Genomic DNA, 18,681 nt, shown 5'->3' with positions numbered 1-18,681 from the left:
GGGGAAGAGGCTGTGGGGGTGGCTGCCGTGGTGGTGCCGGTCTGGCCACAAGCGGCCAGCAGGAGTGTTCCCAGCAGCGCGCCCGCGAAGGCCGTGCGTACGGGCCTCACGAGTAGTCCTTTCACACTGTCGGAACCGAGAGACCCGCGAAGAGCGACGGATCACCCTTTTCCACGAGGGTTGATGACGTCGGCGCAGAGGCAGGCGACCTGGCTATGACAGTTGCGGGACAGCGCCGGACTCGCACCGGACTTCGCTGCAACACTGCGCGTCGGACAAACGCTATCAATCCCCCGGAGGTCCCCGGCGTCAAGGGGCCAGTTGGCTCTCCGCCTCGGCGATGATCTGCTGCAGTCTGAGCCCGTGGGCGGCGTCGAGGGGGTGGCCGCCGCCGTTCCTTACCGTCTGGGCGAACTCCGCGGCGACGGTCACCATGGGGTCGTCGTCCGCGGCGGGCAGGAGCACTGCGTTGCCGGTGCGGCCGTACACGGCGAGCGCCGACGGCGGCGCGTCTCCCCCGGCGGCCATGCACAGAGACGCCTCGCTGACGGCGCCGCCCTCGTGCTCCAGCAGCAGGCCGAGCCAGCCGAGCGGGTCGCCGTGCGCCCGTACGGCGGTCACCGGGCCCAGGGCGGCGTCCAGCAGATCGATCATGTGCGGGCCGACGTCGAGGAGCGCGCCGTGCTCGAGCCGCCACGGGGTGGCGAAGGGGTGATCGCCGAGGAGCACGCCGGAGATGTTGGCGGCGTGGCCACCGAACGGCTGGATCTCCCCGCACCGGGCCAGGAACGCGCGGGCCTGGCGGGTGTAACGCAGCGTGAGGACCAGCTGGGAGGCCACGCCCGCCTCGGCCACCGCGCCGGCCAGCCGCCGCGCGCCGTCCAGGGTCTGCGCGAGCGGCTTCTCCAGCAGGAGCGCCTTGCCCGCGCGGGCGGCGCGCACCCCCAGCTCGGCCTGTACGGCGGGCGGCACGCAGAACGCGACCGCCTCGCAGGCGTCGAACAGCTCCTCGATCCGCTCGAACACCGGCGCCCCGAGCCGCGCGGCCTGCTCGGGCCTGCGCGCCCAGACCCCGGCCAGCCGCGTGTGCGGCCCCCTGGCCAGCATCGGCGCGTGCGCCATCTCCGCCCACGGCCCCGCCCCGACCAGCCCGACCGCCACCGGCTCCATCGACCCTCCCGAGATCCACTGCGAAAGTCCTCACCATATTGGACCGAACTCCGCGAAAGCGGCTTCGCGGTGAGCAAAGTGGCCAAGCCGGGCGATCCCCACGCGTTCGCGTGCGCCGGTGGTGCCGGATGATGGGGTGCATGGATGAGATGCTGCTGCTTCGACATGGTGAGACCGAGTGGAGCAGGGCGGGCAAGCACACCGGCCGCACCGACCTGCCTTTGACGGAGCACGGCGAGGACCAGGCCAGGGCGCTCGCACCGCTGGTCAAGGAGCGGGCGTTCGATTTGGTGCTGGTCTCCCCCGCCCGGCGCGCGCGGCGTACGGCGGAGCTGGCCGGGCTCAACGGCTACGACGTGGACGGCGATCTGTGGGAGTGGGACTACGGCGGTTACGAGGGCATCACCACGCCGGAGATCCGGGAGACGCGGCCGGGGTGGTATCTGTGGCGGGACGGTGTGATCCCCGGCGACGCCGAGCATCCCGGTGAGAGCGCCGCCGAGGTGGGCGCGCGGGCCGACCGGGTGATCCAGCGGGCCAGGGCGGCAGGAGGGCGGGTGGCGCTGGTGGCGCACGGCCATTTCCTGCGCGTCCTGGCCGCCCGCTGGCTGGGCCTCGAACCCGAGGGGGGACGGCTGCTGAAGCTCGACACGGGCACCTACTCCTGGCTCGGCTTCGAGCGCGCCGAACCCGTGCTGACGACCTGGAACGCACCCATCCACTGACCGGCGACGAGGAGGAAACACTCAGCCCAGGCCAGGGACCCTCAACCGATCGGGGACGCTCAACCCAGGCCAAGGACCCTCAACCGGCCGGGGACGCTCAACCGGAGCCGGGGACGCTCAACCAGGGGGCCTGGGGGCCTCAGCCGTCACCTTGGAGCGCAGGGCGGATTCGTGGAGTGCGCGGCTGACCAGCCAGCCGCGCAGCGAGCCGAGGCCGGGGTCGTAGGCGAGCGGCTGCTCCCAGAGCGCGACGAAAACGCTCTGGGTGACCTCCTCGGCGTGCGCCTGGCTGCCGGTGACCTTGACCGCGACGCCGTACACGTACGAGCCGTGCCGGTCGTAGGCGTCGGCCAGGGCGTCGAGGTCGCCGGCCGTCAGCCGGGCGCACAGCTCCATGTCGCTCATCAGTCGCACCCCAGCGTGGCGGCGGCGCCGACCAGGTCGCGGGCGAGGACGGGATCGCCCTCGGCGGCGTACGGGAAGGAGCCGGGCGGCCATCGGTTGGCCAGCAGCCGGCAGAAGTCGACCGCGTCGGCCGACAGGAGCACCGCCACGTGGTCGGAGGCCGGCGAGAGCGGGATCGTCCAGGTGCCGCCGCCTGGGCCGGTCAGCACCACGGTGGCGGACACGTCGCGGCGCGGCCCCTTCATCGCGCGCGGCAGCAGCGCCAGGCCGAACTCGACGATCATGTGTACGTGCCCGTCCCGCGGCGCGGCCCTGGCCCGGTCGGTGGCGGTCCTGATGTCGTCGGCGTGGGTCCAGGTCTCGAACGTGCGCTGGATCATCGCCTGGCGCAGCGGCGCGCGGGCGGGCCGCGCCCCCGCAAGCGCGACCTCGACGCCGAGCAGCACCTCGCTGCTCGCCGAGATCCGCTCCAGTAGCGAGCCGGCCTGCTCGCGCCAGCGCCGGTGCACGGGCCGCTCCCCCGCGCCCGGCACCCCCATGAAGCCCGCCACGGTGGCGTCGTTGGCCGCCAGGTGCGCCACCAGGTCCCTGACCGTGCCGTGCCTGGCGATCGGGGCATCCCACTGCGGCTCGCTCAGCTCCGCCAGCAGGTCGTCCATGATGGCGACCTGCTCGGCGTACGGAACCGCCACGGAAGCCACCCCGATCACGGCCGGGCTGCGGCGGCGGCGCGCCTTGGACAGCACGGCCTCACGCAGTGTGGGCGGCGGCGGCACCGCGGTGCCGGGCTGGTCGAGCAGCGCGATCGCCGCGCCGCAGTCGGGGCACGAGGCGACGTGGTCGTCCGGGCTCTGCCCGTTGTAGAGGTACGTCTCCGTCATGGCTACCTCCGCCACCGACGCTAACGCGGCGAGCCCCCCAGCGCCAGACGGCAGCCGGGGAACGGTGTCAGAAGCGTCTCATGCCGGCGGCCGCCGAGGTGGTCGCGAACGGATTTTCCGGCAGTACGGTGACACGCGCCCTCCCCTGCCGGACGGGACGACGATCAGACGAGCGCCTGGGCTGGTTGCGGGCCCCGGCCGGTCAGCCACTCCAGGACCCTGCGGTGCCCGGAGGTGGCGTCCTCGAAGTGGCCCCAGTGCCAGTAGCGTGGCTGGTCCCGGATGCCGGTCACCCACGTCCGGTAGGAGACGGAGGCGCCCGTGGTGGCGGGTGCCACGCCATAAGTGCGGATCACGACCTTGCCGCCCGGTGCGAACAGCACGTCGTCGGCGATCGGATACAGGGTCATCTGGTCGAGCATGACCTGAATCCTGTCCGCGGGAGGAGGCCGGGCGGTTACGCCCCCGGCGCGCCACCGTTAAGCGGGCGCGCCGGAGGTAACAAGGATGTTAAACGAGCAGGCCGTCGAACTCTCCGTCCTTCACTCCGAGCACCAGCGCCCGGATCTCGTCGCGGGTATAGATGAGGGCAGGGCCGTCGGGGAAGCGCGAGTTTCGCACCGCGATCCCTCCGTCAGGAAGCTCCGCGAGCTCCACGCAGTTGCCCTGCGAGTTGCTGTAGCGGCTCTTGCGCCACGCGACCTGCGTCAGGTCCGCCGCGGGCATGCCGTTGTAGGTCTGGTTCATCTACATCTTTCTGAGAAGACCGCCGATGAGCTCGACGGTGCCCCCTGGCGTGGTGCTCTCCACGCACAGTTGCTCCATTGCCGTGAGGTACGGGTCGATGTCCTCACGCTTGTCCAGGTACAGGGCACCCCAGAGCTGCTCGACGTAGACAACGTCCGACAAGTCGGACTCGGGAAACCGCAAGATGCTGAAAGCGCCCCCTTCAGCGGCGTGCTTGCCGAACCTGAAGGGCATCACCTGAATGGTGATGTTGGGTAGGGCAGCGACTTCCAGCAGATGCTGGAGCTGCTCGGACATGACCTCCCGCCCGCCGATGGTCCGCATGAGCGCCGCCTCGTCGATGACGGCCCACAGGCGGGGTCCGTCTTTCTGAGTGAAGCGCTCCTGGCGTTGCATGCGCATATGCACGCGGCGCTCTATCTTCTCGGGGCCCTCATCGGGGTTGCCCAGCTCGAAGACCGATCGCGCGTACGCGGCCGTCTGCAGCAGGCCGGGTACGAACTGGACCTCGTAGGTGCGGATCAGGCTGGCCGCCTCCTCCAGACCCACGTACGTGGTGAACCACGAGGGCAACTCGGCGGAGTACTTGTGCCACCACCCGGGGGTGTTGGCCTCGCGGACCATCTCCAGCAGTGCACGGCGCTGGGCGTTGTCGACGACGCCGTACAGGGTGAGCAGGTCTTCCACGTCACGTGTCTTGAAGCCGACGCGGCCGAGCTCCATACGGCTGATCTTGGACTCGGACGCCCGGATGTGGAATCCGGCCTGTCCACGGTCGAGCCCGCTGGCCTCACGCAGGCGCCTGAGGCTCGCCCCCAGCATGATGCGCCGAACGGTTGAACCGGAACCGGGCGGATCAATGGACACGTGCTGCTCCTTGGTCGTTTCCTTGCGACACGGTGGGGCGCGTCCGGCGACCCACCGCAAGTAGCGGAGTATGCACCTGCGGTATGCCGCGGTTCGGCGGCGCACCGCATGTAGCGGGGTATGCACATGCAGTCTGTCACTTCACGGCCGAAAGATCATGGGCCGCGGACAAGATCCCCTTTCCCCCATATTGACCATTTGAGGCAACCGTAGCGCTTGCATGCGATGTCTGCACGTGCATTCGCTCTTGCACCTGCACGAGAGTTTGGCGCAGAATGATCAACGTGCTATTCACCACGGCGCCCGGCCAGTGGACCACGTTCGACTGGTGGCCTCCGGTGGGCTGGTGGCCGGAGGCGGCTCGCGATCTGCTGGTCCCCGGCCCGTCCGCGAGCGCCACGTTCGTGCTCCCCTCCACCCCGGCCTCGGTCCACTCCGCGCGTAGTTTCACCGCCGGCGCGCTGACGGCATGGGGGCTCGGTGAGCTCATCGAGAACATGGAACTGGTGGTCTCCGAGCTGGCGACCAACGCGCTGCGTCACGGCCTTCGCCTGGACGAGCCGCGCTGCGAACGCCCGGTCCACATGTCCCTGGTGCGCCGCGGCCCCCTCGTCACCGGCGCCTTCACCGATCCGGGCACCTCGGTGCCGGTGCTGCGATACCCTGGCCCCCTTGACACCGGCGGCCTCGGACTCCACATCGTCGAATCGATCAGCCTCCGCTGGGGCTGGTCCGCACTCGCTCCGCACGGAAAGATCGTCTGGGCAGTCCTCTCCTGACCGCGAGTGATCTGCATTACCGTGGATGGTCATGGCTCACGGTGAGTCCCAGCGCGCGACCCCATGAGAGTGCTGACAGATGGAAGATCACCTGCTCGGCTGGCTGCGAACACTAGACGAAGACCGGCTTGCCCGCATCCTGGCGAACAGGCCCGACGCCATCGCGCCGCCCTGGCCGCGCCGGCTCGACACGCTGGCCCAGCGCCTGGGCAACGGATTCGCCGTGATGGAGACGCTGCGGGAGCTGCCGCTGCCCTGCCTTCAGCTGGCCGAGGCGGCCCTGGCCATGACCGCGCCGACGCCCGCCCGGCTGGCGGGCTTCCTCGATATGGGGCCCGACGACGTGACCCCCTGGCTCGAGCACCTCCACGACCACGCGCTGGCCTGGCCTGACGACGACGGCGTGATCCATTTCGCCGAAGGCGTCTCCCGGTGGTGGGCCGCGCCACTCAGCCTCGGCCAGCCGCTCGACCACTACCTCAACTCCTGGACGATCAGCAACGACGCGCTGCGCGCGCTCGCCCGCAACCTCGGCCTGGCGGCGCAGGGCAACAAACGCCGCATGATCACCCGCGCCATCGAGGTGCTCAGCGACGGCGGGCACGTCAAGGCGCTCATGCGCAACGCCCCGGACGGCACCGTCCCGCTACTCGACGGGTTCGCCTGGGACGGCCCGGTGCGGAGCGTCGACGGCGGCAGGTTCGTCACGCCGGGCACCCCGGAGAAGTGGTGCGCCGACCACGGCCTGCTCTTCCGGCCGAGCTGGCACGTGGCGGAGCTCCCCCGCGAGGTGGCGATCGCCCTGCGCGGCCCCGGCTACCATCCGCCCTACCTGCCCGTGGCGCCCGAGGTGGCCACGATCCCGGTCGATCCCGAGGAGGTCGACCACCTGATGACGCTGGCCGCGCCGCACGTGGTCGAGCGGTGCGCGGCCCTGCTCGACAACGCGTCCAAGACGCCGCTTCCGCTGCTCAAGACCGGCGGGGTCGGCGTACGCGAGGTGCGCAGACTGGCCAAGGAGACCGGCTGCGACGAGGACGAGACCCGGCTGCTGCTGGAGATCTGCACCGTCGCCAGGCTGCTGGCCTGGGACGATCCCTCGGGCGGCCTGATCCCCACCGAGCGCTTCGACCGGTGGCGGCTCGACGAGGGCTCGGCCAGGCTGCGGGTGCTGCTGTCGGCGTGGTGGCGCATGGAGCGCTCCTCGCTGCGCAAGATCGACGGCAAGTACGGCACCGTACTCGGCGACGAGACCACCGGCAGCGAGGTGGCCCGGGTACGCCGTGCCGTGCTGTCGGTCCTCGCCCACCTGCCCTCGGGCACGGGCTTCGCCGACCGCGACAGCCTGATCCGCAACGTCCATTGGCACGCGCCGCTGATCGACCTGGGGCTGCTGCTCGACTGCGCGCCCGCCGTGCTCGGCGAGGCCACGCTCCTCGGCCTGCTGGCCAACGGCGCGCTCACCGACCTCGGCCGGGCCCTCGCCGGGCTCACCGCCAGGCCCGGCGACGAGAGCGACGACGCAGTCCCCATGGTGGAGCACGATCCGGTGCTGAGCGAGGCGTCCACGCGGGCGCTGGCGAGCGTACGCAGGAGCGCGTTGTTCGGCCCCGACCTGACCGCGGTCGTGACCGGGCCGCCGTCCGCCGAGCTGGCCGCGCTGCTCGACCGGGTCGCCGAGCGCGAGTCGCGGGGCGCGGCCTCGGTGTGGCGGTTCACCGGCGAGAGCGTGCGCGGCGCGCTCGACCGCGGTGACGAAGCCGACGACCTGCTCGACGAGCTGGCGGCGGTCGGCACCATCCCGCAGCCGCTCGAATACCTCGTACGCGACACCGCCCGCAGGCACGGCGAGGTGACGGTCACCACGGTGGGCTGCGTCATCCAGGCGGGCGACCCGGCGCTGCTGGCCGAGATCGCCGCGCACCGCCGGCTTGGCCGGCTGGGCCTGCGGCTGCTCGCGCCGACCGTGCTGGTGAGCGCGGCGGGAGCCGAGCGCACGCTGACCGTGCTGCGCGAGGCCGGCTACTCCCCCGTGCCCGTCACCGACACCGGCGAGATCACCATCCACCGGGCCAGGACGACGGAGCTCGAGGAGCCGTCCAACGGCAAGCTGATCCTGCTGCCGGGGGGCCAGGTGGCCGAGCTGGCCGACCTCCCCGACGTCGCCGAGATCGAGGCGCCCCCCTACATGCTGGCCGAGCCGACACCCGATCCCCGGGAGCACGCCCGCCGCCTGATCGCCGCCAGCCGGGCCGACGACGACACGAGCGGCCGCACCTGGGCGATCATCGGCAGGATGGCGACCAGGTTGCCCACGGCACAGCAGTCGCTGCTGGGGTTCGTGGTCGACCGGGGTGTGCGCGCCGGCATCACGCTGACCGGCGGGCTGACGGCCACGATCAGCCACGGCGAGCTCAAGGGCCCCGCGCTGGACGCCTGGTGCGAGGAGGCCGGCGACTACCTGGAGTTCCCGCTTGCCGAGATCATCGAGGTCAGGGGAGCTTACTAGCCTGCTTCAGGTTGGCGACCAGTTCCTCGAGGAAGGCCGCGTACCCCTGGTAGCTGAACGGCACCTCCGCGCGCCACGGGTAGAGCTGCCCGGCCGCGACCGCGGGGAGCTTGGCGAAGGTGGGCTTCTTCAGCATCTCCTCGGGCTTGAGCGACTGGGTGCGGGTGTCGTAGAGGATCACGTCGGCGTCGTACTCGTCCGCGTTCTCCCAGCTCAGGGTCTGGAAGAAGCCGCCCTCGTCGACCTTGGACGGCGTGACGACGTCGAGGCCGGCCGCGGTGAGGTGGACGATGTCCGGATATTCGGGCGGGTTGACCACCCACATCGCGTCGGGGCCGCCGGACATCAGGAGGATCTTGAGGTCCTTGAACTGGGCGAGCTCCTTGGTGGCGGCCTCCATGCGGGCCTTGGCCTCGGGCACCCCCTCCATGCCCGCGCCGAGGGACTTGGCCAGTTCCTCGTACTTGCCGATCACCTGGGTGGCGCTGCGGCCGGTGAGCATGATGCCGGCCGTCGGGGCGACCTGCTCGATGGTGTCCTTGGACTTCTCGGGCACGTACCAGAGGGTGCCTTTGACGTACATGCTGCTGACCAGGAGGTCGGGCTGGAGCGCGATGTACTGCTCGACGTTGAACTCGTCCCACACGTTGCCGAGGCCCTCGACCTTGGTGATGTCGACGTTGCCGACCTGCGGGTCCTTGGCGCCGTCCGCGAGCTTGTGCGGGCCGAACACGCCGACGGGGCGCACGCCGAAGTCCCACAGGGCGGCGGCCGCGCCCACCTGGGCCACGATCCTGGCGGGCCGCTCGGGCAGCGCCAGCTTCTTGTCACGGTCGTCGGTGAACGTCCAGCCCCCGGGCGCCGCGGACCCCGTCGGAGCTGCGGAGGTGGCCGGCTCAGTGCCGCCGCCGCAGGCCGTCAACGCCAGGGCCGCCGCGAGGCCCGTCGCGGCCGACAGGAAGCCCCTGCGCGCGAATACCGGTCCCGCCATGTCCATCTCCTAAGGTTAGGCTTGCCTTTTTGCTGGGTCATTAGATTAGCCTTGCCTAAGTTTGATCCGCTAGGAGAGGGGGTCGGGTGCGCCCGGCTGAGGAAGCGGCCGCGGTGACCGGGGCCGGAGAGGGCAGCGCCGGAGGGGGCAGGCCGGTGAGCTCGGCCACCGAGCCGCCGGCACGCGCCGCCGGCGACGGCGGCGGGCGCAAGCCCTGGGCACGGCCCCCGGTACTGATCATCGGACTGGTCGTCGCGGTGGGGGTGCTGGCGCTGATGGTGCTGGCGAGCATCGCGCTGGGGGCGCGGTCCGTGCCGTTCTCCACGGTGATCGACGCGTTCCTCGCGCCGGACGGCTCCAACGACCACACGGTGATCAGGGAGCTGCGGATCCCGCGCACGCTGCTGGGTCTCGGGGTGGGCGCCACGCTCGGGCTGGCGGGGGCGCTCATGCAGAGCCTGACCCGCAATCCGCTGGCCGACCCCGGGCTGCTGGGCGTCAACGAGGGCGCCGCGCTGGGCGTCACGCTGGCGCTCGGCCTGTTCGGGCTGTCCGACCCGGCGGTCTACGTGTGGTTCGCGTTCGGCGGGGCCGCGCTGGCCGCCGTCGTCGTCTACGCGCTGGCCGCCGCGGGCCGCTCGGGCTCCAGCCCGGTACGCCTCACGCTCGCGGGAGTCGCCCTCGGCATGGTGTGCACGGCGCTGGCCTCGGCCATCCTGCGCATGGACACGCAGACCTTCGACCGGATGCGGTTCTGGCTGACCGGCTCGCTGGCCGGGCAGACCGCGGACACGCTGGTGCGGCTGGCACCGTTCATGGTCGCGGGGCTGGTGCTCGGGCTGCTGCTGGCCCGGCCGCTGAACATGCTGGCGCTCGGCGACGACGCGGGCAAGGCGCTGGGCGTGGCCGTGAACCGTACCAGGATCCTCACCGGGGTGGCCGTGACGCTGCTGTGCGGCGCGGCCACCGCCGCCGCCGGGCCGCTGTGGTTCGTCGGGCTGATCGTGCCGCACGCCGTGCGCGCCGTGGTGGGGCCGGACCAGCGGTGGGTGCTGCCGTACTCGGCGCTGGCCGCGCCGGTGCTGCTGCTGGGAGCCGACGTGGCGGGCCGGCTCATCGCCCGGCCGGGAGAGGTGCAGGTGGGGATCGTGTGGGCGGTGATCGGCGCGCCGATCTTCATCATGCTGGCCAGGCGGAGGCGGGTGGCGGCGCTGTGACCGTCAGAGTCGGCCCCTGGTCCGTACGGCTCGCGCCCCGGGCCCTGCTCGTCGGCACGGTGCTCGTCCTGGTCGGCTGCGCGGTGACCGTGGCGGCCATCTCGACGGGCGAGTTCACCGTGCCCGTGCCCGACGTCGTCGCCGCGCTCTTCGGGCAGGGCACGCCGGTCGCCGAGCTGATCGTGAGCAAGCTCCGGGCGCCCCGGGTGGTGACCGGGCTGCTGGTCGGGGCGGCGTTCGGACTGAGCGGCGCGATCTTCCAGAGCCTCACCAGGAATCCCCTGGGCAGCCCCGACTTCATCGGCTTCACCGCCGGCGCCTCGACGGGCGGCATCATCATGGTCATCGCGGGCGGCTCCGCGATGACGATCGCGGGCGGCGCGCTGGCCGGGTGCGTGGTCACGGCGTTGCTGGTCTACGCCCTGGCCTTTCGCGGCGGGGTGCAGGGATACCGGCTGGTGCTGGTGGGCATCGGGGCCAACGCGCTGCTGCTCGCGGTGAACTCGTACCTGCTGACCAGGGCGAACATCAACGACGCGGCCAACGCGGGCGCCTGGCTCACCGGCAGCCTCAGCGGGCGGGGCTGGGAGCACGCCCAGCCGGTCGCGCTGGCGCTGGCCGTGCTCGTGCCGGTGTGCGCGCTGGTGTCCCGGCCGCTGCGGATGATCGAGATGGGCGACGACGCGGCCAAGGCCATGGGGATCAGGGTCGAGGCGGTACGAGCGGTGGCCATCACCGCCGGCGTGCTGCTGTCCGGAGTGGCCACGGCCGCCGCGGGTCCCGTCATCTTCGTCGCGCTCGCCGCGCCGCAGCTCGCGCGGCGGCTCACCCGTTCGCCCGGGGTGACGATGGGCGCGTCCGCGCTGATGGGCGCCGTGCTGCTGACCGCCGCCGACCTGGCCGCGCAGCGGCTCCTCGCGCCCACCCAGCTGCCCGTGGGCGTGCTGACCGCCGCCATCGGCGGCACGTACCTCGCCCTGCTCCTGCGAAAGGACCGCCACTGATGGACACCTCACGTTCGTCCGGCCGTTTGTCCGGTGAAAACCTGACCCTCGCCTACGACCAGCGGGTCGTGGCCGCGAATCTGGATGTGGCGATCCCCGACGAGTCCTTCACGGTGATCATCGGCCCGAACGCGTGCGGCAAGTCCACGCTACTGCGGGCGCTGGCCAGGATGCTGAAGCCCAGGACGGGCGCCGTCCACCTGGACGGGAGCGTGATCACGTCGCTGCCGTCGAAGGAGGTGGCGCGGCGGCTCGGCCTGCTGCCGCAGAGCTCGATCGTGCCCGACGGCATCACCGTGGCCGACCTGGTGGCCAGGGGCCGCTACCCGCACCAGCGGCTCATGCGGCAATGGTCGCGGGCCGACGAGACGGCGGTGGCCGAGGCCATGCTCGCCACCGACGTGGCCGAGCTGGCTGACCGGATCGTGGACGAGCTGTCCGGCGGGCAGCGGCAGCGGGTGTGGCTGGCCATGGCTCTGGCGCAGCAGACGCCGATCCTGCTGCTGGACGAGCCGACCACGTTCCTGGACATCTCCCATCAGATCGAGGTGCTGGATCTCTGCGCGGACCTGCACGAGGCGGGGCGGACGATGGTGGCCGTGCTGCACGACCTGAACCAGGCCTGCCGGTACGCGACCCACCTGATCGTGATGCGGGCCGGGGAGATCGTGGCGCAGGGCGATCCGGCCGAAATCGTCAGCTGTGAGCTGGTGCGCCAGGTGTTCGACCTGCGCTGCGAGATCATCCAGGATCCGCAGACCGGCACGCCGCTCATCGTGCCCGAAGCCCGCCGCCGCGTCCCCGCCTCCGCCTGACCGCCCACACCCAAGCGTCCCGTCACCGCCTGACGGATCGCGCCCGAGCGTCCCCGGCTTCGCCTGATCGGTCGCGCCCGAGGTCCGGCGCGGCGCGGTGTCCCGCCTTCGGATCGACCGTTCAGCGGGTGCCGCAGCGGCGTACGGCGAGCAGGGCCAGCGCGCGGGTGACCTCGATCAGCTCTCCCAGGTCGACCTGCTCCCTGGGGGCGTGGGCGTGACGCACGTCCCCTGGGCCGTAGTGCAGCGTCGGGATGCCGCCGGCCGCGTACAGCCGCAGGTCGCTCCCGTACGGCGCGGCCGACTCCGCGGGCCGGCGACCCGTGGTGTCGGCGACCGCCCGGCTGACCTCGTCGAGGAGCGCGTGCCCGGCGGGCAGCCGGCCGCTGGCGAACTGGCCGCCCGGCCACGTCACCACGGGCGGGTTCGCGCGCAACCACGGGTGCGCCACCTCCGCGACCGCCGACTCGAACGCGGCCCTGGCGTCGTACGGGTCCTCGTCCAGTCGCACGCCGAGCCGCCCCTCGGCGACCAGCAGGTCGGGGACCGTGCTGGCCCAGTCGCCCGCGCGCACGGTGCCGACCTCGATCGGGTACGGCATCGCGTTCTCCCCGAAGACCCCCGGCACGTCTCTGTTGCGCTCGGCCTCCAGCCGCCTGATCGCCTCGAACACCGGCCAGAACACCTCGAACGCGTTGACCCCTTCGTACCGCGTGGCGCCGTGGGCGGCCCGGCCGGCGACCTCCAACCGGAACGTAAGCGCGCCCGCGTTGGCCGTGATGACCGCGCCGCTCGTGGGCTCGGTGATGACCGCCGCCTCCGCCGTGTGGCCCCTGGCCAGCGTGGCGAACGCACCGAGCCCGCCGTCCTCCTCGCTGATCACGCAGTGCACCGCGAGAGGCCTGGCGAGCCGCACCCCCGCCCGCCTGAGCGCCCTGACCACGGCCAGGTTGGCCACGAGGCCGGCCTTCATGTCGCAGGCGCCCCTGCCGTGCAGCACATCGCCGGTGATCCGGGCCGCGAACGGGTCGCTGCCGTGCCACTTGGCCAGGTCACCGGTCGGCACGACGTCCACGTGGCCCTGGAGCGCGAGGGCCGGGGTGCCGTCGCCGCCGGTCACGGCCGCCACGCCGTAACCCTCGGTCCTGGGGGCCTCGGTGCCGGGGAAGCCCGTGCGGGCGGTCAGGGCGGGGAGGTCGAGCTTCCAGACGTCCACGTCCATGCCGGCCTCGGTGAGCAGGCGCGCGAAGCGGTGCTGCAGGTCGGCCTCGGCATCGGAGCCCGTGACACTGGGCACTCTGACGGTCTCGGCCAGCAGGCTCACGGTCTCCGCCGGGTCGATGGCGTTCAGAACCGAGGCTTCCACGTCGCGCATGATTCACACCTTCTCACGGGGGCTTCGCCCCCGTGTCCCCCCATCAAAAGCACCGGGGCTTCGCCCCAACGTCAAAGGCATCATGGGGGCTTCGCCGTTGCGGAGGAGCGAGCTCCTCCGCTCAATGTGCAGGAGCAAGCTCCAACACATTGAGGACCGTAGAACCCTCGCCTCACCCCAAAAGCACCGGGGCTTCGCCCCAACGTCAAAGGCATCATGGGGGCTTCGCCGTTGCGGAGGAGCGAGCTCCTCCGCTCAATGTGCAGGAGCAAGCTCCAGCACATTGAGGACCGTAGAACCACTCGTGAGGCTGCCCGGCGTGGCGATCGACCACGTGCTGGCCGACTCACGGATGGCGGTGCGCGGGTTCGACGTACGGGCGCTGAAGGGGACCGACCACCGGCCGGTGTTCGCCGAGCTCAGGCTTCCGTGATCTGGACGTCCTCGAAGCGCACGGCGAAGCCCTTGCCGGCCGGGGCGGCGGCCATGGCGCCGGCTCGGCGGGTGGGAAGTAGGCCAGGCGGAGCCCATTCGCGGGGTGGTTCAGCCACTGCCAACCGGTCTCGTCGAAGGCCATGATCATGGATTTATCCTGCCGTGATCGGAAAGGTCGTACCAGACGGGTCAAGGGCCTTCTGGGGTTTCGCGCGTCCGGTGGCTCGTAAACTTGAGCCCGTGGTAGAGCCCAAGTTCGAGATTCAGATGCTGCACGACCGGGTCATGATCAGGCTGGAGCAGGAGGCGGAGGAGCGGCGCAGCGGCTCCGGCATCGTCATCCCCGCGACGGTCAAGCTGGCCAACCGGCTGGCCTGGGGCGAGGTGTGCGGCGTCGGCACATACGTGCGCTCGGTCAAGGTGGGCGACAAGGTGCTGTTCAACCCCGAGGAGCAGTTCGAGGTGGAGGTGCACGCGCAGGTCTACCTGGTCATGCGCGAGCGTGATCTGCACGCGGTGGCCACCCAGGAGACCGACCACGGCACCGGCCTCTACCTATGAGCTCCTGGTGAAGGAGACCCACAGGCCCGCGGCCCGCGCCTGCCGCGGCAGGGTGGCGAGCACGCGGGCGGTCCTCCCGTTCAGGTCGAGCACCGCCAGCCGGTGTGCGACGACGGCGATGACGTGGTTCTCGTCCCACCAGCCGAACAACGCCTCCGGCCTGACGTTCACCCGCTGGACGATCCGGCCGGCCACCGGGTCGACCAGGCACAGGTGTTCCTTGAAGCGCGACGGGCACCAGGTGGCCAGGCGCCTGCCCGACGGCGAGAACGCGTCCCCCGGCCCGGTCGGCAGACCGGCGTCCGGCAGGGTGCGCACGACCGCGCCGTCGGAGGCCCGGTGGACACGCAGGCCGGCGCCGTGTGGGGTGACGAGGTTGCCGTCGGGGCTCCACCAGAAGCCCGCGTTCGCGCTCAGGCCGGGGAGCCTGACCGTGCGGGCGGTCCCCGCGGCCACGTCCACGACGGTGAAGCCGAGCACCCGCCACGTGCCGCCGACCTTCCGCTCGACGGTGAGCGCGACCTTCTTGCCGTCGCGGGACCAGGAGGCGTAGGAGGCGGTCAGCGGCTTCTCGACCGTGCGGACCGTGGTCGTCCTGCCGGTGGTGCGGTCGGTGACGAGCAGGGCGTCATAGCCCTTCCGGTACGCCCTGGGCACCCCCGCCGTCAGCCGGTTGCCCGGCGAGACGGACACTTCGGACAGGGATTTCTCCCAGGCGAAGGTGTCGCCGGTGACGGATCTGAGGTAGGTGCGCCTGGTGCCGAGGCCGTACGCGCTGAGGCGGACCGGGTCGCCCGCCTTTTCGCGATATTTCATGCCAGAAGTGCCGGGGAGTGCGAGATCCACCCGGGCGGAGCCCGAGGTGGAAAGGGCCGTCACCGGGGTGGAAAGCGTTAAGGACAAGGCGATGGCAATTTCGGCGATCACGCCCGCAGAATAGGCAGGCAATGCCGAAATCCCCGGCGGTCATAACGACCCGGTCTGGATGCCGCGCCACCTCTGGGTGCGGCGCCGCTAGACGAAACGCTGGGTGATCGCGATCACGTCCACGCCGAGCGTGAGCAGCCCGAAGTAGACGATCACCGCGGCCACGGCCAGGGTCACGATGAGCACGACGATGCGGAGAGGCCAGCCCTGTCTTTTGTACCACTGCGTCCAGGCGTGCAACGTCTGCTTGCCGAATTCCAGCACCTTGTGCGCCCAATGGAACTCCGTGGCCAGCACCGCCAGCCCGGCGAACACCACCAGCCATCCCGGCCCGGGGAACGGCACCATGACCAGACCGCCCACCACCATGACGGTCCCGATCACGCCGATCACGATCTTGAGCGTCAGCCGCCCCGCGCGTGTGGACCTGACGCCGTCCAGCCATCCGTGGATTCCCCCGCGCCGCTCGGGCATACGGGACCTGTCGGCGGCCGCATCCTTGATCACGTCGGCGTCGCCGGTGTCGGAGTCCTTAATCTGCACAATTCCCCCCCGGCAGTCAGTGTGCCACCCAGGATACGGCCCACGCCTCCGGCAGACTTGCAGACGACTAGCAAATCACCAAACCGGCCAAACGGTAAAATTTGCAGACGGAACCGGCGTCTTCCGGCAAACATCGGTTAATGTCTGTTATGCCCGAGGTCTTGCTTCGCACCGTGACCGGCCCTGTACGCGCGGCCGCCGTCACCGGTGCCGTACTCCCCCACGAACACCTGCGTACCGACATGCGGTGGGCCGTGGGCATCGACTCCGACCCGCACCGATGGCTCGACGAGGAGCCGTCCGTCACCGCCGAACTCCGCGAACTGCGCCAGACCGACGGGCTCGGCCTGGTGGTGGACCTGACCTGCATGGGCATGGGCCGCGACGCCACCGCCCTGGCCCGGATCGCGGCGGGCAGCCGGGTGCCGGTCATCGCCTCGACCGGGCTGTTCGCCGAGCCGTTCACGGACGTACGCGACGAGGACGCCGACACGCTCACCGGCCGGCTCATGCACGACATCTCCAGTGGCATCGACGGCACAGGGCTGTTCCCCGGGGTGATCGGCGAGGTCGGCTGCTGGGGCGCCGAGCCCACGCCACGCGAGGAGCGCTGCCTGGTCGCCGCCGCCCGCGCCGCACTGAACTCGCGCCTGCCCGTCGCCACCCACGGCAGGAACGCCCTGGCTCTGCTGGAGATCCTGCTCGCCGAGAACCTCCCGGGCTCCCGGGTGGCCGCCGGCTACGCGGGCACCGACCTGGCCGCGGCCCGCAAGATCGCCGAAGCGGGCGCGTACGTGAGCCTGGGGGTCCTCGGCCTCGGCGCGGACCAGGCGGCGAGGATCGCGCTCGGCCTCATCGAGGACGGCCACGCGGAGCGCCTGCTGATCAGCACGGGCGTCAGCCGGATGATGCAGGTCCGCAGGTACGGCGGCAAGGGGTACGCCCACCTGTTCCACGCGCTGCTGCCGCGCCTGCGCGAGGCGGGGGTCGGCGAGGACACGATCGGCGTCGTCACCCACGACAACCCGCTGCGCTGGCTGACCGACGGGATGACTTGACCTCCACCTATGTCAAGGTTGCAGACTGGTCGCCATGATCTTCACACAGGCTGAACTCGACTACCTGGCCACCCAGCACCTCGGCCGCCTGGCCACCGTCTCACCCGACGGGCAGGTTCAGAACAACCCGGTCGGTTTCTTCGTCGACGCGGAGAGCGGCACCATCACGATCGGCGGGCACGCGCTGGGCAAGTCCAAGAAGTTCGGGAACATCCAGCAGGGCAGCACCGTGGGGTTCGTCGTGGACGACCTGGCCTCGGTCGATCCGTGGACGCCGCGGGGCATCGAGATCCGGGGCACCGCGGTGGCGCTGACCGATGCCGAGCCGCCCGTGCCGTTCTTCTCGCGCGAGATCATCAGGATCACGCCACACAAGATCGTCTCGTGGGGGTTGGACGGGCCTCGGTCGAGTCGCAAGGCGTGAAAGCTCGTTAGGATCGGGGCTACACGATCCTTGGGCGGGTGGGGGATGGCGACGGAGCACACGCATCGGGGCGGTCGCCTGCGCGCGCCGCTCGCCGCGCTGTCGCGTCTGAGCCGCCTGGGTGACATCCCGGTCGTGATCATGCTGGCGTGGGCGGGCTGGCTGGCCGTCCCCTGGTCGTTCAGCGGCCTCGCCCAGGCCCGCGCCGCGGCCGCGGCCGCCGCCGAGCCACCTCCGATCGGCATCCCCGCGGCGGCCTCGCAATCCGAACATCCCCAGATCGGCGACGCCCCGGAAACCCGCGAGCGTCTCCGGATCGGCGTCGCCTTAGATCTCGGGCGATCCCAGGCTGACGGCACCGTGGATCCCGCGCGGCCCCAAGTGGGCGGCGCCGTCGATTCCACGCGGCCCCAAGTGGGCGACGCCGTGGATCCCGGGCGGTCCCAGGTGGGGATCGCGGCGGCGGTGCGCCGGGGGGCGACTGGGCGGGCGGCGTGGGGACTGCCCGCCGCACGGGCCGGCCAGATTGAGACGGTACGACTGGCGCGGCGCGACAGCCCGGCCGAGGCCGTGGCGCGGGAGCGTGCCAGGATCGCCGGCGTGGTGCACGACGCGGCCGGTCACGGGCTGGCCGCCATCGCCATGCAGGCCAGGATCGCCCTCGTCACGTTCGACGACGATCCTGCGCAGGCACGGGCCTCGCTCCAGGCGATCAGCGAGACCAGCACGACGGCGCTCGCCCAGTTGCGGGCGGCGCTCGAAGGGATCGACCCGCCGGACGGCGACCTGCCCGGCCTCATCGCCGGCGTACGGGCGGCGGGCCTCCCGGTGGACGTCGAGCCCGCCGATTTCACCGTGCCCGCCCACCTGCAGGGCACCGTCTACCGCGTGGTGCGCGAGTCGCTCACCAACGTCCTGCGCCACGCCGGCCCGACCAGGGCGCTCGTACGCATGGGCGGGGACCGTCGGGAGTTCGTGGTGGAGGTCGCCGACCGCGGCCACGGCTGGACGGGCAAGGTGGAGAACCACAGCCGAACGGACGAGGCCGAAAGCCACAACCGGACACGCGTAGCCGAGCCCCACAGCCAGACCCGCGAAGCCGAGGCCCACGGCCGGACAGGCCAAGTCGAGCCCCACAGCCGGACAGGCGAAGCCGAGAGCCACAGCCGGACCAGCGAAGCCGAGCCCCACGGCCAGACGGGTGAGGCCGAGGGACGCGGCTGGGCGGGTGTGGTTGAGGGGCGGGGG

Annotated in this window: 20 protein-coding genes; 10 read left to right on the top strand and 10 right to left on the bottom strand. The window is 71.5% G+C overall.

Annotation, left to right across the window (positions count from 1 at the left end):
- Positions 1 to 309 precede the first annotated feature (309 nt).
- Positions 310 to 1,170: a Gfo/Idh/MocA family protein gene (locus ITP53_RS42555; protein ID WP_195901154.1), complete on the bottom strand. Its 861-nt coding sequence runs from the start codon at positions 1,168 to 1,170 to the stop codon at positions 310 to 312.
- Between the two features lie 140 nt (positions 1,171 to 1,310).
- On the opposite strand from ITP53_RS42555, the gene ITP53_RS42550 reads away from it, so the two are divergent.
- Positions 1,311 to 1,895: a histidine phosphatase family protein gene (locus tag ITP53_RS42550; RefSeq protein WP_195901153.1), complete on the top strand. Its 585-nt coding sequence runs from the start codon at positions 1,311 to 1,313 to the stop codon at positions 1,893 to 1,895.
- A gap of 117 nt (positions 1,896 to 2,012) precedes the next feature.
- Here ITP53_RS42550 and ITP53_RS42545 read toward each other — a convergent pair whose 3' ends face one another.
- The 5 genes from ITP53_RS42545 to ITP53_RS42525 form a co-directional block, all read right to left on the bottom strand.
- Positions 2,013 to 2,300 (bottom strand): sigma factor, encoded by a 288-nt coding sequence (locus ITP53_RS42545; RefSeq protein ID WP_195901152.1) that lies wholly within the window; start codon positions 2,298 to 2,300, stop codon positions 2,013 to 2,015.
- Positions 2,300 to 3,181, bottom strand: a complete 882-nt coding sequence (locus ITP53_RS42540; protein WP_195901151.1) for a maleylpyruvate isomerase family mycothiol-dependent enzyme — start codon at positions 3,179 to 3,181, stop codon at positions 2,300 to 2,302. Before ITP53_RS42540 ends, ITP53_RS42545 begins: the two co-directional genes overlap by 1 nt.
- Before the next feature lie 164 nt (positions 3,182 to 3,345).
- Positions 3,346 to 3,603, bottom strand: coding sequence for a 3'-5' exonuclease family protein (locus ITP53_RS42535; RefSeq protein ID WP_195901150.1), 258 nt, complete (start codon positions 3,601 to 3,603; stop codon positions 3,346 to 3,348).
- A gap of 88 nt (positions 3,604 to 3,691) precedes the next feature.
- A complete protein-coding gene (locus ITP53_RS42530; protein WP_043632079.1) occupies positions 3,692 to 3,928 on the bottom strand; it encodes a DUF397 domain-containing protein in 237 nt (78 codons plus the stop codon).
- Positions 3,929 to 4,750: a helix-turn-helix domain-containing protein gene (locus ITP53_RS42525; protein ID WP_207757216.1), complete on the bottom strand. Its 822-nt coding sequence runs from the start codon at positions 4,748 to 4,750 to the stop codon at positions 3,929 to 3,931. It abuts the gene before it with no gap.
- A gap of 320 nt (positions 4,751 to 5,070) precedes the next feature.
- On the opposite strand from ITP53_RS42525, the gene ITP53_RS42520 reads away from it, so the two are divergent.
- Positions 5,071 to 5,574, top strand: coding sequence for an ATP-binding protein (locus ITP53_RS42520; protein WP_195901148.1), 504 nt, complete (start codon positions 5,071 to 5,073; stop codon positions 5,572 to 5,574).
- 79 nt (positions 5,575 to 5,653) lie between these two features.
- Positions 5,654 to 8,083: a helicase-associated domain-containing protein gene (locus ITP53_RS42515; protein ID WP_195901147.1), complete on the top strand. Its 2,430-nt coding sequence runs from the start codon at positions 5,654 to 5,656 to the stop codon at positions 8,081 to 8,083.
- On the opposite strand, the gene ITP53_RS42510 is transcribed toward ITP53_RS42515, so the two are convergent.
- Positions 8,067 to 9,074, bottom strand: coding sequence for an ABC transporter substrate-binding protein (locus ITP53_RS42510; RefSeq protein WP_195901146.1), 1,008 nt, complete (start codon positions 9,072 to 9,074; stop codon positions 8,067 to 8,069). The two genes, ITP53_RS42515 and ITP53_RS42510, sit on opposite strands and share 17 nt — an antisense overlap.
- Positions 9,075 to 9,160: 86 nt before the next feature.
- Between ITP53_RS42510 and ITP53_RS42505 the strand changes: the two genes are divergently transcribed.
- Genes ITP53_RS42505 through ITP53_RS42495 form a run of 3 tightly spaced genes read left to right on the top strand, consistent with a single transcriptional unit; the run spans position 9,161 to position 12,110 of the window.
- Positions 9,161 to 10,291 carry a FecCD family ABC transporter permease gene (locus ITP53_RS42505; protein WP_195901145.1) on the top strand — a complete coding sequence of 377 codons (1,131 nt, stop codon included), beginning with the start codon at positions 9,161 to 9,163 and terminating at the stop codon, positions 10,289 to 10,291.
- The gene (locus ITP53_RS42500; protein WP_195901144.1) at positions 10,288 to 11,295 is read left to right on the top strand and encodes a FecCD family ABC transporter permease; all 1,008 of its coding nucleotides are present in this window, start codon (positions 10,288 to 10,290) and stop codon (positions 11,293 to 11,295) included. Before ITP53_RS42505 ends, ITP53_RS42500 begins: the two co-directional genes overlap by 4 nt.
- Positions 11,295 to 12,110 (top strand): ABC transporter ATP-binding protein, encoded by an 816-nt coding sequence (locus ITP53_RS42495; protein WP_195901143.1) that lies wholly within the window; start codon positions 11,295 to 11,297, stop codon positions 12,108 to 12,110. Before ITP53_RS42500 ends, ITP53_RS42495 begins: the two co-directional genes overlap by 1 nt.
- A gap of 121 nt (positions 12,111 to 12,231) precedes the next feature.
- On the opposite strand, the gene ITP53_RS42490 is transcribed toward ITP53_RS42495, so the two are convergent.
- The gene (locus ITP53_RS42490; protein WP_195901142.1) at positions 12,232 to 13,485 is read right to left on the bottom strand and encodes an ArgE/DapE family deacylase; all 1,254 of its coding nucleotides are present in this window, start codon (positions 13,483 to 13,485) and stop codon (positions 12,232 to 12,234) included.
- 675 nt (positions 13,486 to 14,160) lie between these two features.
- Between ITP53_RS42490 and ITP53_RS42485 the strand changes: the two genes are divergently transcribed.
- On the top strand, positions 14,161 to 14,481 hold the full coding sequence (locus tag ITP53_RS42485; RefSeq protein ID WP_195901141.1) for a GroES family chaperonin: 321 nt from the start codon (positions 14,161 to 14,163) through the stop codon (positions 14,479 to 14,481).
- Here ITP53_RS42485 and ITP53_RS42480 read toward each other — a convergent pair.
- Together ITP53_RS42480 and ITP53_RS58455 are read right to left on the bottom strand one after the other, a co-directional pair.
- Positions 14,476 to 15,297, bottom strand: coding sequence for a TolB family protein (locus ITP53_RS42480; protein WP_195901140.1), 822 nt, complete (start codon positions 15,295 to 15,297; stop codon positions 14,476 to 14,478). The two genes, ITP53_RS42485 and ITP53_RS42480, sit on opposite strands and share 6 nt — an antisense overlap.
- A gap of 198 nt (positions 15,298 to 15,495) precedes the next feature.
- Positions 15,496 to 15,951: a TIGR02611 family protein gene (locus tag ITP53_RS58455; RefSeq protein ID WP_195901139.1), complete on the bottom strand. Its 456-nt coding sequence runs from the start codon at positions 15,949 to 15,951 to the stop codon at positions 15,496 to 15,498.
- A 161-nt stretch (positions 15,952 to 16,112) separates the two neighbouring features.
- Here ITP53_RS58455 and ITP53_RS42470 point away from each other — a divergent pair, with 161 nt between their 5' ends.
- The 3 genes from ITP53_RS42470 to ITP53_RS42460 all read left to right on the top strand — a co-directional run.
- A complete protein-coding gene (locus tag ITP53_RS42470; protein ID WP_328817550.1) occupies positions 16,113 to 17,009 on the top strand; it encodes a phosphotriesterase family protein in 897 nt (298 codons plus the stop codon).
- Between the two features lie 34 nt (positions 17,010 to 17,043).
- Positions 17,044 to 17,433 carry a PPOX class F420-dependent oxidoreductase gene (locus ITP53_RS42465; RefSeq protein WP_195901137.1) on the top strand — a complete coding sequence of 130 codons (390 nt, stop codon included), beginning with the start codon at positions 17,044 to 17,046 and terminating at the stop codon, positions 17,431 to 17,433.
- 45 nt (positions 17,434 to 17,478) lie between these two features.
- Positions 17,479 to 18,681 (top strand): sensor histidine kinase (locus ITP53_RS42460; protein WP_236051758.1); only part of this gene is annotated, 1,203 nt, incomplete at its 3' end.

Origin of the sequence: Nonomuraea cypriaca (genome assembly GCF_015645445.1) — a bacterium.
Taxonomy (GTDB): Bacteria; Actinomycetota; Actinomycetes; order Streptosporangiales; family Streptosporangiaceae; genus Nonomuraea; species Nonomuraea cypriaca.
The sequence above is the reverse complement of the archived record's forward strand: the minus strand, read 5'-3'. Positions and strand labels throughout refer to the sequence as shown.

What these genes read in the sequence shown, in the direction of transcription:
- ITP53_RS42555 (WP_195901154.1), bottom strand. Translation starts at nt 1,170, where the DNA reads ATGGAGCCGGTGGCGGTCGGGCTGGTCGGGGCGGGGCCGTGGGCGGAG.
- ITP53_RS42550 (WP_195901153.1), top strand. Translation starts at nt 1,311, where the DNA reads ATGGATGAGATGCTGCTGCTTCGACATGGTGAGACCGAGTGGAGCAGG.
- ITP53_RS42545 (WP_195901152.1), bottom strand. Translation starts at nt 2,300, where the DNA reads ATGAGCGACATGGAGCTGTGCGCCCGGCTGACGGCCGGCGACCTCGAC.
- ITP53_RS42540 (WP_195901151.1), bottom strand. Translation starts at nt 3,181, where the DNA reads ATGACGGAGACGTACCTCTACAACGGGCAGAGCCCGGACGACCACGTC.
- ITP53_RS42535 (WP_195901150.1), bottom strand. Translation starts at nt 3,603, where the DNA reads ATGCTCGACCAGATGACCCTGTATCCGATCGCCGACGACGTGCTGTTC.
- ITP53_RS42530 (WP_043632079.1), bottom strand. Translation starts at nt 3,928, where the DNA reads ATGAACCAGACCTACAACGGCATGCCCGCGGCGGACCTGACGCAGGTC.
- ITP53_RS42525 (WP_207757216.1), bottom strand. Translation starts at nt 4,750, where the DNA reads ATGCTGGGGGCGAGCCTCAGGCGCCTGCGTGAGGCCAGCGGGCTCGAC.
- ITP53_RS42520 (WP_195901148.1), top strand. Translation starts at nt 5,071, where the DNA reads ATGATCAACGTGCTATTCACCACGGCGCCCGGCCAGTGGACCACGTTC.
- ITP53_RS42515 (WP_195901147.1), top strand. Translation starts at nt 5,654, where the DNA reads ATGGAAGATCACCTGCTCGGCTGGCTGCGAACACTAGACGAAGACCGG.
- ITP53_RS42510 (WP_195901146.1), bottom strand. Translation starts at nt 9,074, where the DNA reads ATGGCGGGACCGGTATTCGCGCGCAGGGGCTTCCTGTCGGCCGCGACG.
- ITP53_RS42495 (WP_195901143.1), top strand. Translation starts at nt 11,295, where the DNA reads ATGGACACCTCACGTTCGTCCGGCCGTTTGTCCGGTGAAAACCTGACC.
- ITP53_RS42490 (WP_195901142.1), bottom strand. Translation starts at nt 13,485, where the DNA reads ATGCGCGACGTGGAAGCCTCGGTTCTGAACGCCATCGACCCGGCGGAG.
- ITP53_RS42480 (WP_195901140.1), bottom strand. Translation starts at nt 15,297, where the DNA reads ATGAAATATCGCGAAAAGGCGGGCGACCCGGTCCGCCTCAGCGCGTAC.
- ITP53_RS42465 (WP_195901137.1), top strand. Translation starts at nt 17,044, where the DNA reads ATGATCTTCACACAGGCTGAACTCGACTACCTGGCCACCCAGCACCTC.